The 14,901-nt window shown below is 50.6% G+C and carries 15 protein-coding genes; all 15 read right to left on the reverse strand.

Annotated features, from left to right (window positions below; translation table 11 throughout):
- Positions 1-170: 170 nt before the first annotated feature.
- Entirely contained in the window at positions 171-539 is a 369-nt protein-coding gene (locus K5L82_RS08385; protein WP_133006157.1) for an STAS domain-containing protein, read from the reverse strand.
- Positions 530-961 carry an ATP-binding protein gene (locus tag K5L82_RS08390; RefSeq protein ID WP_223133805.1) on the reverse strand — a complete coding sequence of 144 codons (432 nt, stop codon included), beginning with the start codon at positions 959-961 and terminating at the stop codon, positions 530-532. The genes K5L82_RS08385 and K5L82_RS08390 overlap by 10 nt, the downstream gene beginning before the upstream one ends.
- The gene (locus K5L82_RS08395) at positions 958-3,279 is read right to left on the reverse strand and encodes a GAF domain-containing SpoIIE family protein phosphatase (protein WP_223133806.1); all 2,322 of its coding nucleotides are present in this window, start codon (positions 3,277-3,279) and stop codon (positions 958-960) included. The genes K5L82_RS08390 and K5L82_RS08395 overlap by 4 nt, the downstream gene beginning before the upstream one ends.
- Before the next feature lie 5 nt (positions 3,280-3,284).
- Positions 3,285-4,484, reverse strand: a complete 1,200-nt coding sequence (locus tag K5L82_RS16745) for a peptidoglycan-binding domain-containing protein (RefSeq protein WP_165950605.1) — start codon at positions 4,482-4,484, stop codon at positions 3,285-3,287.
- A gap of 85 nt (positions 4,485-4,569) precedes the next feature.
- A complete protein-coding gene (locus K5L82_RS08405; RefSeq protein WP_223133807.1) occupies positions 4,570-6,330 on the reverse strand; it encodes a pilus assembly protein TadG-related protein in 1,761 nt (586 codons plus the stop codon).
- Between the two features lie 22 nt (positions 6,331-6,352).
- Positions 6,353-6,625, reverse strand: coding sequence for a hypothetical protein (locus tag K5L82_RS08410; RefSeq protein WP_133006162.1), 273 nt, complete (start codon positions 6,623-6,625; stop codon positions 6,353-6,355).
- Positions 6,625-7,329: a tetratricopeptide repeat protein gene (locus K5L82_RS08415; protein ID WP_133006163.1), complete on the reverse strand. Its 705-nt coding sequence runs from the start codon at positions 7,327-7,329 to the stop codon at positions 6,625-6,627. The genes K5L82_RS08410 and K5L82_RS08415 overlap by 1 nt, the downstream gene beginning before the upstream one ends.
- A 59-nt stretch (positions 7,330-7,388) precedes the next feature.
- On the reverse strand, positions 7,389-8,261 hold the full coding sequence (locus tag K5L82_RS08420; RefSeq protein WP_223133808.1) for a type II secretion system F family protein: 873 nt from the start codon (positions 8,259-8,261) through the stop codon (positions 7,389-7,391).
- Positions 8,254-9,171: a type II secretion system F family protein gene (locus K5L82_RS08425; protein WP_223133809.1), complete on the reverse strand. Its 918-nt coding sequence runs from the start codon at positions 9,169-9,171 to the stop codon at positions 8,254-8,256. The genes K5L82_RS08420 and K5L82_RS08425 overlap by 8 nt, the downstream gene beginning before the upstream one ends.
- Complete coding sequence (locus tag K5L82_RS08430) at positions 9,168-10,361, reverse strand: CpaF family protein (RefSeq protein ID WP_223133810.1); 1,194 nt, start codon at positions 10,359-10,361, stop codon at positions 9,168-9,170. Before K5L82_RS08430 ends, K5L82_RS08425 begins: the two co-directional genes overlap by 4 nt.
- A 14-nt stretch (positions 10,362-10,375) precedes the next feature.
- A complete protein-coding gene (locus K5L82_RS08435; protein WP_223133811.1) occupies positions 10,376-11,551 on the reverse strand; it encodes a CpaE family protein in 1,176 nt (391 codons plus the stop codon).
- Positions 11,552-11,564: 13 nt separating this feature from the next.
- Positions 11,565-12,749, reverse strand: a complete 1,185-nt coding sequence (locus K5L82_RS08440) for a type II and III secretion system protein family protein (RefSeq protein ID WP_262492547.1) — start codon at positions 12,747-12,749, stop codon at positions 11,565-11,567.
- Positions 12,739-13,680: a Flp pilus assembly protein CpaB gene (gene cpaB, locus K5L82_RS08445; protein ID WP_223133812.1), complete on the reverse strand. Its 942-nt coding sequence runs from the start codon at positions 13,678-13,680 to the stop codon at positions 12,739-12,741. The genes K5L82_RS08440 and cpaB overlap by 11 nt, the downstream gene beginning before the upstream one ends.
- Positions 13,681-13,732: 52 nt before the next feature.
- Positions 13,733-14,254 carry a TadE/TadG family type IV pilus assembly protein gene (locus K5L82_RS08450; protein ID WP_223133813.1) on the reverse strand — a complete coding sequence of 174 codons (522 nt, stop codon included), beginning with the start codon at positions 14,252-14,254 and terminating at the stop codon, positions 13,733-13,735.
- Between the two features lie 12 nt (positions 14,255-14,266).
- A complete protein-coding gene (locus K5L82_RS08455; RefSeq protein ID WP_223133814.1) occupies positions 14,267-14,476 on the reverse strand; it encodes a hypothetical protein in 210 nt (69 codons plus the stop codon).
- Positions 14,477-14,901 lie beyond the last annotated feature (425 nt).

Raw genomic sequence — 14,901 nt, forward strand, 5'->3', positions numbered from 1 at the left:
CGCATTGGCTATGCTGACAGGCAGCAAGGGCGATAGTTACCGTGGAGGATGAACAATCATTGCGCTGGCAGGGCGCCAGCGCGATAGGAGGTGATGCTGTTTAGTGGCAATAATTGGACTGGAATATAACGGCCAGAGGATTGGGCGCCATGGAGCTTAAAAAGGTATGGTTAACAATTCTGTTGCTTCTGTAGGGATGTCAGGTACTCGTCCATCTCTTCGGAGCTACCAAACACCGAAAGATCCGGCATGAGCTTAACCACCTCAAACACCTTCTCCACACCGGGGTTCATTTCGGTCACCATAAGCTGTCCGTCTCGTGCTTTCATTTTCTTCAGCATTTTGAAGACAACCCGCAGCCCAGCTGAACTGATAAAACTGACACCCGACATGTTCAACGCCAGATAGGTGACCGATGGATGAACCATATCATCCAACGTTGCCTCCAGCTCCGGTGCGGTGTCGCTGTCTACTGAACCATCCAGCTTCAGCCCTAATGCTTCATCACTCTTCTGAATCACCGAAATTTCTAACGACATAACAGGTTTTCCTTTGAGTCGCGTTTCAAGTTCCATCTGACAATCATGGTATTGATACCATCCTGGTAATTATAGTGAAATTCATCACTAAGAGCGGAGATCAGATGCAGCCCCATTCCCCCGTCGGCTCGTGACCCCAAAGTGTCATCGGCCATTAGCTTTGAATTGGTTGGGTCAAAGTATGGGCCGGGGTATTCCACCACCAAGTCTAAACATTCCACGCCGACTTCAACCACTAACAACCATTTCAACTCTGGATTATCCGCGGCCACATGCATTTTGAGATTGGCATAAATTTCATCAACAATGACTTTGAGGTCATGTACCAAGGCTCCCGCTACACCTCGGCTCTGAGCCTCTTGTGCCACTGCTGTTATCACATTGGTGACCGGCTCATGCGCACTTACTTGTAGTTTCATCATCCCTGGCGGCTCAATATCATTATTGTTATGTCGTCGGACTGCTCCGCCCCAGCCGTATACTCCACCAAACGCTCACGAATGTTGGTCAAAAAACACTCTTCGTAACTGCGCGGTCTACCACCAAGACTCAAAAGTCGCTGCTCTCCAAATTCTTCGCCAGCAGCATCGAAAGCTTCCGTGACTCCATCGGAGTATAGTACAAGGCTTCCACCGGCGGGGATTTCCAGACGCTCCGTAACCGGTTCTATATTTTCATACAGTCCAAGAGGAGCAATAGTCTCACCGCTCCATAGATTCGGCAGTTGGTCACTAAATCGCTGCATCGGCATAGTGTGCCCTGCGTTAATCATCTCTGCGCTACCGGTCTCCTTATCAACGAGCACCATCACTAAGGTGACGAACATGCACGCCTCATTTCCCCGGCAAAGCTCTTGGTTCAACGCTGCTGTAATATCCTTTAAATCACCATCTTTGTTATGAGCCAGAAAATTCAACAAACTAATGGTTTTGGCCATGAACAGTGCGGCTGGGACGCCTTTATCTGAGACATCACCAACCGCGGCAAGAAACCGCCCTCTCGATAATGGAATGACCTCGTACAGGTCGCCTCCCACAGCGCTGGCTGGCTGCAACCAGGACTCTATTCTCCAGTTACGAAGTTCTTTGACATACGAGCCGCTCCCCGGAACCATCGACATCTGAATGCTTTTGGCGACAGCTAGCTCGCTTTCCAACTTCTTTCTAGCCCGGCGTTCGGTATCTGCAGTATCGGCTAAATGCTCAACCAAACGCTGGTTGATAAGGCTCGTTTTCATCACCGAACCAATCACACTCAGATGCTCAATCGTCGACTTCTCAACATACTGAAATTTTGACTCAACAACCAAAAAACCCAACAGATACCCTTTCAAAGAGTCACTGTGAAGCGGCACAATCAACACCGGTTTGGATTTTTTGTGGGTTTTCAGCAATCCGTACAAATCGTCTTGGGGGGTAACGTATTTCGGTTCTTGGCTTGGGAACAAATCGCTGAATCGTTCCCGTGCAATGGACAGCTGCTCGCGCCCTTCTGCACGTTCGTCAATTTCACTGTCTGTGCTGGCAACGGGAACAATTAGATTTCGTTCCGAATCTACTCGCCAAACCTCGATCGAGCCCAGATCGTATTTCGATTGAACGCCTTGAATCACGTTCGTCAGCCCCGCCGAGAACCCCTCAGAAGGAACGTTCACTATTGAAACGCTCACCTCTCGAACGTAGCGCTCGTTCTCAGAGGACGCTTCCAGCTCACGACGCCATTGCTCCCGTTCAATCGCCAGGCCAATTAACGAAACCGCAAACGAGAAGTGACCGATCATTTCGTTGTCCGGCAGCTTGGGCACCTCGCTGAAGAGTGTTATCACAGCTTGCAGATCGCCGGCCTCTCCCAATACGGGCTCAGACCATGCTGAGGCAACTTTTAAAGACCGAAGAACATCTCCATAGCCCTGCCACTGCAGGTCATCGATCGGAGATTCGCAAATCACACTCTGGCGAGTCTGAGCAGCAGAGCCAATTGATGTAGCACCGTAACGAGCCGACACCGAGGGGACTTCAGAACAAAAAGCCGTGGCGAATCCACCGCCCTCCTGAGTTATCAGACTATCTTTTTGCTCGTCATAGAGAGAAATAACGCAGTGTGTGCCGGGAATCTGAGCTTCAAGCAGCTTGGATACCCGCTCAATGATGGCATGGAGAGAGCTACCATCGTTCACACTGAACAGTGCTCGTTGACGTAAGTTATCGGCAATACTTTGTAACTTTCGATGATGGATATTGACGCCAGAGAAGATCATGGCCGGCTCACCGGCAAATACCGTGAGCGTTATCTCACAGTCCATCCAAAGGCTCTGATCAGGACCCGATGAAAAACGCCACTCTCTGCGTTCAACGCCTAGATCGCGCGCGCCCGATAAAAAATCTTCAAAGTCCAGAAGACTGTTTGGAGCAGGCAACCAGGCATCGGGCTGGCTAAACACATTATCCATCAACTCTTGCTCACTGCTGCAACCAAAGAGCTCTAACGCTTGCCGGTTAGCGAACAGAAGTTTTGGCCATTGCCGCTCAAAAATCAGGACAACGTCGGGCAGCTTATTTAACAGCGCTCGGCTGTCTTCCAGGGAGGAGTTATATTGACGGCGAAACTCTTGAAGACGGGAAGCTAACGATTGATATCGTTCAGCTTCCCTTTTTCGAAAACGTAAATGCACCAGAAGCACAAGAGCTGCTATGGCTAAAACCAAACCCAACAACGGCAACACTAGTGCATCTGGCAGCATTGTTTTTATTCCATTAGTTCAAGGTGCTCTAGTGTTTCAATCGTAATTGCACCAGAGGCTAATCCATTTTCCCGCTGATAGAACGTGAGCGCGTCTAGGGTTGCCGGACCAAGAAGCCCGTCATGCACACCAGGGGCATAACCTAGATTCGCCAGGCGTTGCTGCATTTTTAGCACCATTTCGCTGGTTAGATTGCGATCACACACCGCTTGTCTGGCAACGATCTTCGGCTTACCTTCGTAGCGCCTTACGTTCATTGAAAGCACTTCAGCAGGTACTTCCTGCTGAACCGTTTTAGCAGGCTTGACCAACTCTGCAATTTCGAGAGCGTCGGTCTCGTCTTGCATGGTGACCGGAATAACTTCGGCCGGCTCATCAACTTCCCAACGAGTGACGGTTTTGTACTCAGCAGGGATCACTTCCGTACGGGTTGTTTCGGGCTTCACTAGCTTGGTTACACTGACCGTTTTCGTTTTGGCGGGAATTTCTTTAGCGCAAAAACCGAAGGCAGAAGACGCTCGGGCATAGGCGGCGGCACCCGAAGTACGGCAAGGCTCAAGCTCGGTGCGAGCCTCTTCCAACACGACTTCTTCTTCAACGTCTTCATAGACGGCAGGCTCTACCACCAAACGCGTGGTTTCCGGCTTAATTTCGACCTTTTCCACCACTTCTTTGTAGGTTGCCGGCTTAACACGATAGGTCTTGGTGCCTTGCTTGGTTACGACCTTTTTCAACCCACGGCGGAATTCGGCCGGAGTCACTTCTAGCCGCACCTCAGAGTCTCTAACCTTAACTTCGAGATTGTCTTCCACAGAACGAGGATGGATTTGCGCGTAGACCCAACACTGGCCTGGCTGGATATCCATCACTGGTTCGCCAATCATGCGCTCACCCGCTACTTCGGGCTTAGAGTCAGACACCGATACGCTCTTGGCCCCGGGCTCGTTATCGGGTGTCTGGCTTTCTGCGCGCACGTCCGGCTCCGCAGGCTCCACTGCGGCTTCATCCGCTTGGCGACGGGGAGCTCTCGCAGGTGTTTCGGCCTGAGTACCCGACGTTTTTACAACCTTAGGTTCGACGGTTCTACGCGGATCCACCTCATAAGAGTAGATACCACTAACGGTCCGCTCCTCGGTTTGGGGCTCTAATGCACACCCTGCAACGGTGATAGCCAATACGGGTAACCAATAAGATTTACGTAACACGCGCCTGCCTTTGTTCATAATTTGTGTTGTGGATGCCTATCAAAAGAAAGGCTTAAAGATATGTGGTGACGTCAGTATATCAACTTTAAAGCTCTACATTTTCTATCAATTGATTGTTGAGCTGGTCCGCTCCCACCAAGGTAACATCCAATCCGGAAAGATCTGCTCCCAACGCCATCAATAGCGGTGACACTACATCTTGTAACACCACCGTTGTCACAAGCTTAAGCAATCCTTCTATGGCCGGCTTGAGCAGGTTGATGACGGAATTCAAAATGCTCGTTAAACCTGATACACCGCAATCTAAGGCCAAGTTCTGAATACTCAGATCAAGCCCTTGAACACTGGTTTCCTGACTGTTTGCAAACTTCTTTTCGCATTGCCCCGCGGGGCAATACAAAGGCACAGCGGTTAATGAGTGGACCTGCTCAGCAACCGGAATATTCGCCACCAAATCGGCATCTAAACACACATTAGCTAGCGACAAGCCTAACAATTCAAGCCTTAAAATATCTGCATGTATGGGTTCACTGGCCACCGTCCCGTCAGGCTGAATAGCACCTGTCTCTATGCTAGCCACCGACGGATTAACAACCACACCAACATCGATTTCGTTTGTATTGCCCCGTGCACATCCCGCCCCGACAAAATCCGCTCGCCCACCACCCACGCTAACCGCTAGTGGAATCCGTATCTTATCAAGGAGATCTACATTAACGAGCCCCAGAGAAAGTCCCGATATCAAATCTCCTATAAAACCTACGGATAACTCAAGATCAACAAGCGCTTCCAGCGATATATCCGATGAACGAAGCTCTGTCATCCACTGACCATTCTCATCTTGTCGCGCGGGCCCGATGACAACGGTGGGAGGGTTATCCACGGATAAATTTAAAGCCAAATCAAGGTCGCCTAACAAACCATTGTCTAGCAAGGGCGCCAGTGCCGGAGAGGAGTTTGTATCAATATCCAATCCAATCAGGCCTGAACCTGTTGTTTTTCCTAACTCGTGCGCGCCATTCAATACAACGCTCATCACAAAATCATATAGCGGGATTTGAGCCCCTCGTGCAGCTTCGCTATTGCCCACTACCTCAAGTACTGACGAGAGATCAAGTCCCGTAAGCCCTGCTGCCCCGGTCAAATCATCAACCAGTCCACCCACAGGTGTTGAAACCCCGCCCACAACATCAACCACGGCACCCAGCACTTCGGTTAACGGGCGATCAAGCAACGTGGTAACGTTGTTCACGCCAAGATTAGCCAGAAGATCATCGACCCCGAGTAATGTTGATTCAAGGCTACTCAAACTCGTTGGATCGAGCACGTAGTTGCTCTGCCCTAGCACACTGCCGAGCAGGCTTCCAAGAAGACCACCATCAATCTTAATAGTAGAGCTACTGGCACTTAGAGTCGCGTAGAGCTCTTTTCGCGCTGCGGCATTCACCGAAAGCTCGACCGGCTCGAAAAAATCTTCCGGTAACAACCATGACACTCGCTCATTTCGTGTGTAGCGAACGACGGCCGCGTTACTCTGGTTAGGACCTGTTTCGTTGAATTCAAGCTCACTACTATTGGTATTGCTAGGATCAAGCACACCGACAATCAATTCCAGATCGCTGTCATCGCCGTCGAATCCGACGCGTTTCGCCGCTGCCAACGCGCGCGCGCGCATTATGCTAACATCGCCAACACCACAGGCCATCGCTTCATCAGCCGCAGCCGTTGCCGCCGCGTTCACGATGGATTGCATATCGCCCTTTACACTGTAAAGGCGTGTCGCATCCATCGCCAAGGTCGCTGCTATGGCAATAGCGACCAACAAAAAAGGCATCAGAAAAATCAAAACGCCCTTTTGGCGCTTAGTATCAATCACCGCTCGATGACTCGCCGATACGATCAGGCATAGGCTGATCAAAAGACTCGGCTAAGCGTTTCTGAGTCTTTGCATAAAGCGCCATGCTCAGCTCGCCATCTACCGGTGCTTGTTCGGCCTGTTTATCGAAAACTTTTCTGACATTGGTTCGTTTATCCAATTCAAAATGGACTCCCGACAAACCCAGTTCGGTATCGGGTTCGGTTGCAAGGGCGTTAGAGGCCACCAACGCCATAGTTGCCAACAAACAGGCCTTGAATTTCATCACACACCTCCAGCAAAGCGTTCAGAAAACTTGATACCCGCTGACACAACCCCATTGCTTAGCCCCAACTCTCGTTGCAGCTTAGCTATAGCCTCTTCACCACCCTGCAAGTAATAGGCAGCAACCATATTTCTGCCCATGCTCTCTTTCTTCCCGGAAAGTTCGTAAGCCGTGCGCAATTCGAAAGCCGCCTGGCCGAAGAATCCGCCCTGCATAAGCACCACGCCAAAGTCATTTCTCATGTCTGCTGATGCGGGCTCTTTGGCTTTCGCTGTTCCGAGCGCCTTCAAGCCCTCTTCAATCTTGCCGCCCTTTACGTATACGATCCCCAAGCCGTGATACGCTTGAGCACTGTCGCAAGTTTCAGCAATCTGCTGGTAGACCTCTTCGGAGTAGTCCAACTGTTCCACCTTCGCTAAAAGCTGCGCCCAGCGCAGCCAATGGTGCTGAGTTTGAAACGACAATGCCTCCAACCGCGCCAGTGCCGCGTAATTTTCGGATGCATTCATCATCGAATCGATCGCATCTAACTCAACACGATGTTCAGGTGTCATATTTGTGGAGCAATTGACCTGCAAGTAACTGCCGGAACTCCGCGATTCCTTCTCTGTTTCGGAATCTTGTAGCGGCGGAAGAGCACAACCCGTGACCAGTGCTGCCGTAAAAAATGCTGTCGAAACCAGGCTGGCCTGCTTGTACTTCATTTGTTGCTCCTTAAATCAAAGACGGTAACGTTCAAATTTCTTTCGGACCTTTTAAAACACTACCGCTGGAGGGCGTCCATAATCGATAGTACAGCAGGCCCGCCAATCAATATAAACAAAGATGGCAGCATAAAGACCATCATTATAATTGTCATTCGGGCACCGACCTTATTGGTTTCTTCTTTCAACTTGCTGCGCTCTTCGTGGTGAGCGTCGGCAATAATTTGCTCCAAGGCTCCCGAAACCCCGGACCCAAGCGTGCCCGCCTGTTTCATAAGCGTGACAAAGCTACGCAAAACTGTAAGGTTCCGGTTTCGGCCCAGTTCATCGAGAGCTCGGCTCCTGTCTGCCCCACTCTCCATGACTCGATTGAACCGATCAATCCGCGCAACCAGCAAAGGCATCAACTCTCTGGCCTGATGTGAAATCAATTTCAGTGATCGTTCCGGGCTAAGCCCCGCCTCCATCAGCATTCTAGTCATCTGACAAAGTTCTATGGATTCACGGTTCTGTTGTTTTTCAGCCGTTCGACCTGAACTGCGGATGAACTGCCGGGAAAGATAAAACGACATCATGAAAGTGACGGCGGTCACCATGACGCCTGAAAACACAATGGCCAGTAAAGTCAAAACCAGCGGTACAAACCAACAAGCAACAAGGTAATACTGCCGAGCCCGGTAAGGTGTTTTGCCCGTTGCATCCAGGGCGGGTTCCAACTCTTTAAAATCACCGGCTAATAAAGGCCGCCCTACTAGCCAATATATAAACGTTTCCAGAGGCGGGCTGCCTGAATCGTCTTCTGTCGTCAATTGTCGGTGAGACAAGCGAGCTCGAACTCGCGATTGCAATGCCCAGGCTGGCGCCCAGACCCATAGGTAAAGCACTGAAGCAACGGCTAGCAATATCGCGCCAATAAACCAAAGGTTAACCACGGCCAACCCCTCTGATCAGATTCCAGACCAGTACCGTTCCAATGACTTGCAAAACACCCGCTGTCATCATCATGGTATGGCCCGTCGCAGTATTCAAAAGCGCCGCGGAAAACTCTTCGTTCATTAGCACCACATAAGCGCCCAGCCCCGGAGGCATGACGGCAAACACAATAGCGGTGAAACGAGTCTCTGCGGTCGCCGCCATAAACTCACGACGCAACTCTTCCCGGGACCGAATAGCTTTCGACACCTCTGAAAGGACTGGCCTGACGGGCGAGCCAAAACGAGCTGATGTTCTCAAAGCAATTGCCATTTGCGTCAGCGGGGGAATGCTATATAGGTCCGCAAAGCCATCAAGTACCTGCGTGTAATCGCGGCCCTGACTGATAGCACCTCGTAGCCGAAAGCATAACGGTTCAAATGCTGCCGAAGCATCATCAAATGCTACCAACATGCTTTGCTCAACCGAGCGACCCGCAGAAAGGGACCGTAAAACAGCGTCAACGATGCTCGGCAGCTCTTCAAAGATTTGCCGGCGCATACGTTCAAATTTTACCCGCCAGAGCGTGACAGCAATCAATAAAAACGCAATCACCGCCACAATCGCCTCGAGCACCCCTCGAACAACCACAATCGCGGCGACGACGCCAAGCAACACCACAAGCAACATAAATAATCTGGTCACGGATGCCTGGATACCCGCCTTGACCATGAACTGCTCAACGGGGCCCAAGCGAATACCTGCAACCGTTTTCTCTTCAATGACGTCTTGAGGTGCTAATCGACGTAGGCTTTGTTTTTGCAGCTTCGCCATAGCCAGATAGTGACCTACCACAAACTGCAGCAACACCAACACAACCACCAAAATGCCCAACCCCAAGGCCGCTAGCCACAAGATCTGCACGCTCACTGCGCTTCGCCCTCTAAAACTTCGTCCCGAATATCCGGGGCTTGGTAGAGAACATTCATTTGGTAAGGGTTAGACTTTGAAGGAGTCATTTCGACCACCTCACTCACGATACGACGGCCGTTCGAAAGCCGTTTCAACTGAACCAACACGTCCAAAGACGAGCCAATCAAGCGACCAATAGCCTGCTCTCCGGCGTCATAACCATTCACTGCCAACAGTGTTTCAATTCGAATCATGGCGTCTTTGGAAGAGTTCGCGTGAATCGTACTCATCGAACCTTCGTGCCCCGTGTTCATCGCCTGCATCAGCTCGATAATTTCGCCCGCACGAACTTCACCGACAATGACCCGGTCAGGTCGCATTCGAAGGGCGTTGATAACCAACTCACGCGCACTGATACGCCCCGTGCCCTCTGCGTTAGCGGGCCGGGTTTCCAAGCGAACAATGTGGGGATGGTTCAGTTGTAATTCAGCCGAATCTTCAATGGTCACGAGCCGTTCGTCTTTGGGAATAAACTGGCTAAGGAGGTTAAGAATCGTTGTTTTACCTGTGCCGGTACCACCACTTACCAGCAAATTTCTGCGCCCTTGAACGATTTTCACCAGCAGATCCAGGCATTCTCTGGTCAACGAACCGAGATTGACCAAATCTGATGCCGCCAAGTGCTTCTGGGTGAATTTTCGAATCGAAATGGAAGGTCCATCAAGAGCGATGGGCGGAATAATAGCGTTCACTCGAGAACCGTCCTGAAGCCGAGCATCCACCATGGGACTACTTTCATCCAACCGTCGACCAAGGGGTGCCAGAATTCGGCGGATGATGCGCATCACATGGTCGTCATCAATAAACCGGGTTTGCGCCTTCTGAAGAACACCCGCCACTTCCACGAACACGTTTAGGGGGCCATTAACAAGTATGTCGTTCACTGCGGTGTCAGCCAACAGCGGTTCCAGCGGCCCCAGCCCGACGATTTCATCGAAGGTTTCACGGGCCAACATAACCTGTTCTGCCGTTGCCAGAGGTATACGATGATGAGCGATATACTGGTTTACATTCACCTCTACGAATTTATCAAGTTGGCCAACTTCAGTTCGTTCGACCTCAACTCCCTCTTCATCTAACCGCTCGATCAGGTAGGCATGAACTTGTTTTTTTAGTTGCTGATATTCTTCATCGACACGAGTTGCCACGATTTATATGCCCCTCAGCGTTTTTTGAAGAAGGCGAACGGCCCCTTCGACGAAGGTGATTCCACATAGTGCTTATGGACGAAATCGACGAGTTTTTTCTGGTACGGAGAGGATCTAGGTAAAGCTCCTAACGGCACGCCCGCATTAATGGAGTCCAATCGATTAAGCCATTCAACCGGCAGACGGAGACTTGCTTCCAGCCCAATATTTTTCTCGATGTCCTCCAACTTCAACGTCGCGCCTTTCCTGTAACCATCGATAACAACCAGTCGCTCACAGTTCCGGCCCAGCCACTTGCGACTCTGTTGAATCATGGCTTCGGTATACTGCACTTGATCGACAACCGGATGCGCCAAAATCACCAATTTAGTGATGTCTGAACCTAGAATTTTGAGCCAAGCTCTCGCTTGGTGTTCAACTACGCGAATCACCATGTGGTCAAACAATTCGGCCAACCGGGATATAGCAATAAACAGATCTGCGGCATCATCGCCCGTGAGCGTTTCAGCCATAATATTGCCCGAGAGCAGGCGCAAGCCCGGGGAGTATTCTTCCAGAGCCGTATTAACAAACGCCTGATCGATTGCATCGGTTCGGTTGACCAAGTCATTCAAGCTCAACCGATTCAAACTATCTAAATAAAACGATCGATTTTCCGTGGCCATCGTGTCGATTGCCAGCACGGAGCCCTTAGATTGTTGTTGACTGAGCTCACACGCCAGGTTCTGAGCGAAAAACCGTGTATCAACAACGGAAGCTGCGCCAAGCACGAGTGTCAAAGAGCCTGCAACACGTTCCGGCTTCGATACGGAATCAACGACGGACAGTTGCGAAAGTGCTGATATTCTTTCGTTGGCTCTGTCTCCATCAACCCCGGTAATCAGGCAATCTCGAGCCCCAGCTCTCATAACCTCCAGCAACAACTCCTGAGAAATATGCTGGGCAACCGCAACCAAACTCACTGCCGGGTTAGATGTTAAAATGGCGGAAATCAGCTTGGCAGAACGGCCCTGCTCAGTCTCGTTAACCGCTGCCACCACCACCTTTGCCTGACTCGCCTGAACCAGGCGATTCACTCGCGACAAATCACCAGCAGAAACAAACTCAAGCGTCCACGTGTCACCCAATACCCGTTCAAGCCAGGCGCGAATACCGACTTCTTCTGCGATACAGATCAGTGTTTCACTCATGCTACCCGGCTCCTTACCAGCTCAAGCCATTTTCGAGAGGCTCGGTACCGTCCCGTGAGTTAATGAACATATCGCCCCATTCGGTACTGCTGTATTCGTATTTCTTACCGAAGCTTTTAACCTCTTCCGATAGTTCTTTTTTAGCACTCACAAACCGTGGTGTGACCACCATAATGAGCTCGCGGTCATCACTGGAGATTCGATCTGAACGGAATAAGGCGCCAAGAATCGGGATATTCCCAAGGCCGGGTAGCTTATCGCTGTTATTGAAGGTAGAACGGCTTACCAAACCACTGATCACAAAGCTTTCGCCGGGTGCCATCGACACCATCGTTTCCGTTCTGCGCACACGTAATCCAGGAACAGACACCCCGCCACTAGACACGCCAGAGGTGAAATCCAAATCACTCACTTCCGGAGCCACCTTGAGAATGATCTGATTTTCATCAATCACGGTGGGGGTCAAAGACAGGCTTACACCATATTCTTTGTACTCAATCTCCACTTCACCATCACTACCGGAAACTGGCACAGGGAATTCACCACCCGATAAAAAGGTCGCATTTTGACCGCTAAGACTCACCAACGACGGTTCCGCTAACGTATATGCAAAGCCGCCCGACTCCAGTGCATTAATAATGCTCAGATGATTGGAACCAAAGCTGAACAGGTTAAAGCCATCGGTGCCAAGACCTGTGGCATTTCCCGGAATGCCTCCCGGATTTGTAAAGCCGCCTCCATTTGGTGAGATCCCGAACGCATTGTCACCACCGTTAAACAGCTTGGCATAATGGAAGCCCAGGGTATTTAGTTGCTGACGACTCACTTCAACTACACGAATATCGGTTTGTACCTGCATGGGCACCGGATGCCGCTCGCCGGCCGTGGAGCTCACCAGATAGTCTGTTGTGCTTGGAGACGACTTACCTCTAAGCCAAACCCTGACCGTAACAGCACCGGAGGCTTTAGCCGTGACAAGAACTTCTTTTTCACCGCTTGCTTGGACCGAGGCAACGTCCGGGTTCGATACTGCAACCTTCTCCAGCTTCTGGGTGAACGCAATTATGTGCTGCTGCCCTGGCGCTAACGCGACGACTTCAGAACTATTAGCAAAGGCGACCAATGGGACTACCAACCCCATCAACACTGCACAGAAGGCAATCACTGAACGGGTCGCAAAAATCGTGTTAGCGAACATACACTGTCCTTGTTTCTGAGCCTTCAAAAACCTGCACCTTTAATCCAGGCTGTACTTCTTTTTGTGCCTGCTTTTGTCGTAACTTCTTCTCTTCTTCTTTTTTGGCCTTGGCTTCGGGGGACTGCGGCCGGATATCCGCTAGGAATACGGCCTCTTCCCGGGCATCATTTCTATTAATCGAGGGCTCAGCCTCACCGCCTTCTACGCTTGCAGGTTGCGATGCGACCACACTCCCACCATGACTTGTTGCCACAAACTTCAAACTGGCCTCAGAAGCCGCCAGTGCCAAGTGTCCGACTTGTTTATCTGGGACAGCTAAAACCATCGTCGCGTTTCTTCGACGATCATCTTCCGACGCTAAAGCAGCTGGATCGGTTGCGCCTTTCACCGCGAGCACTTCGAGCTCACGAAGTATGGTTAAAGAAGAAGGGCCATCTTGCGAATCCCCACGGAAAGTGGCGACTACATCAACCACGTCTCCCGGCTGCAGTAAGCCACCAATACTGGAAATCGGGTTAAAATCGAAAGCTACAGCTCGCATGCCTTCTTCAAGGATGCTCTGCAGCGCGCTGACGCTATCTAGAGCGGACTGACCAAGAGGATTGCCTGCCCGAAGGGCCGTTGTGGTCGTTTCACCAAACGGGGCATCATCAACCGTCAGGATGTTGGGCAATTGAACGGTGGTTTCAACCTCAGCAAACAGCTCCGGTGTCAGCTCGGTACCCGCTTCAATATCGTCAACAGCGAAAAGATAACGGTAGGAGGGAAGCGACGACTCGTCACTTTCACTTGTTACGGTGCGGGAAGATTCGACGTTTTCAGCAACCCCAGGCTGCTCTTGGTTATATCGAACCAAGCCGACGATCGCCAAGACTACAGCTGCCGACGCGAGAAGGAGCGCTGGCAAGGCCGAGACAAATTTCGCCCTCATTATTGTTCCTATCCTTGTGTGCTTGTTATAAAACTTCGAACGCTAGCAGATTTTAAAACGCCACAGCCGCGGTTACGGATAGTTTCTCGGGTTGAGGCGGAAAGTTGCCCAAGAATCCCAGCTTCAGCTGCGGTAAAAACGCATTGGTTCCGTCCGCGCTGAGCCGGCACTCTAACAGCCCCACACCATCCTCAACCACATTTTCACAAACCTTATCAGAATCCGCGATCCGCTCCTTGAGTCGCGCGGGCAGCTTTTCGACTAATTTATCAAGCCGCGCATTGCTATAAGCCACCACTGTCTCGCCGAACCCCTCAACTTCACCCTCTTTGTAGCTTGGGTAATCACGCCGATCGAGATTAAAAACAGAAGCTGCGGCCTGGCTTACGACATTCTGCATCTCTTGCTTATGGAAAAACAGCATGCCGTAAACCATTCCAGCGTAAAGAATGCCGACCAAAAAGGGCAGAACGAACACAAACTCCAAGCTGACAACCCCAGCTTGAGTGTGCAACCGCGCTCTTCTATCAACAAGACTTATCACTCCGACTCGCACCATTTCAGCAATGTACAAGCATAAAAACCATCATTCAGGATCAGCAGGAGGAGTGGTAACGATACCAAATAGATCTTTGACAAACGCCTGCAACTCCGTACCAAGATCACTATTGAACACAACGGCAACTATTCCGATTATCACTGCCGCCAACATGATGTACTCAAGCGAAGAAGCACCCTTCTGCTTCTTGGGCGCCACATTTTTAATCCGAGCTTCTACTGCCTTATCAAGCTTCATTAACACTTCCTCTGATGACGGAACTTCTACGTTGTTTGACTCAAAAACAGCGAATTTTGTTTGACTCTGGTTTCCTGACCGGAGATCAAACATATACGCCACATGGCATCCTGTCATGTACTTATTAATGCCACACTAACACTACATGTACAATGCACCCTTTGATGTTTTTTTGTTGCCAGACGAAACGCAACAACCTATCTCGTTACCAAGATATACGTGAACCACATCACAACGCAACAGTACTTTAGATCAACCCTGCAGCCAGTTTCCGTCTCACCAAATCACCCGCCGTACAAACTTTTCTAGTTAGCCTTCAGCTTATGCGTGATACGTGCGACGCCCCGGACAACGGCCTAATTTGACTTGCTCGAAAATCAGGATCTCATCTTTGAATACACCTAATGGCAGTTAACGCACCCGAT

This window comes from Marinobacter sp. AL4B (assembly GCF_019916045.1).
Taxonomy (GTDB): Bacteria; Pseudomonadota; Gammaproteobacteria; order Pseudomonadales; family Oleiphilaceae; genus Marinobacter.

Coding starts and splice junctions, on each gene's coding strand:
- K5L82_RS08385 (WP_133006157.1), bottom strand. CDS start 539: ATGTCGTTAGAAATTTCGGTGATTCAGAAGAGTGATGAAGCATTAGGG.
- K5L82_RS08390 (WP_223133805.1), bottom strand. CDS start 961: ATGATGAAACTACAAGTAAGTGCGCATGAGCCGGTCACCAATGTGATA.
- K5L82_RS08395 (WP_223133806.1), bottom strand. CDS start 3,279: ATGCTGCCAGATGCACTAGTGTTGCCGTTGTTGGGTTTGGTTTTAGCC.
- K5L82_RS08410 (WP_133006162.1), bottom strand. CDS start 6,625: ATGAAATTCAAGGCCTGTTTGTTGGCAACTATGGCGTTGGTGGCCTCT.
- K5L82_RS08415 (WP_133006163.1), bottom strand. CDS start 7,329: ATGAAGTACAAGCAGGCCAGCCTGGTTTCGACAGCATTTTTTACGGCA.
- K5L82_RS08435 (WP_223133811.1), bottom strand. CDS start 11,551: ATGAGTGAAACACTGATCTGTATCGCAGAAGAAGTCGGTATTCGCGCC.
- K5L82_RS08440 (WP_262492547.1), bottom strand. CDS start 12,749: ATGTTCGCTAACACGATTTTTGCGACCCGTTCAGTGATTGCCTTCTGT.
- cpaB (WP_223133812.1), bottom strand. CDS start 13,680: ATGAGGGCGAAATTTGTCTCGGCCTTGCCAGCGCTCCTTCTCGCGTCG.
- K5L82_RS08455 (WP_223133814.1), bottom strand. CDS start 14,476: ATGAAGCTTGATAAGGCAGTAGAAGCTCGGATTAAAAATGTGGCGCCC.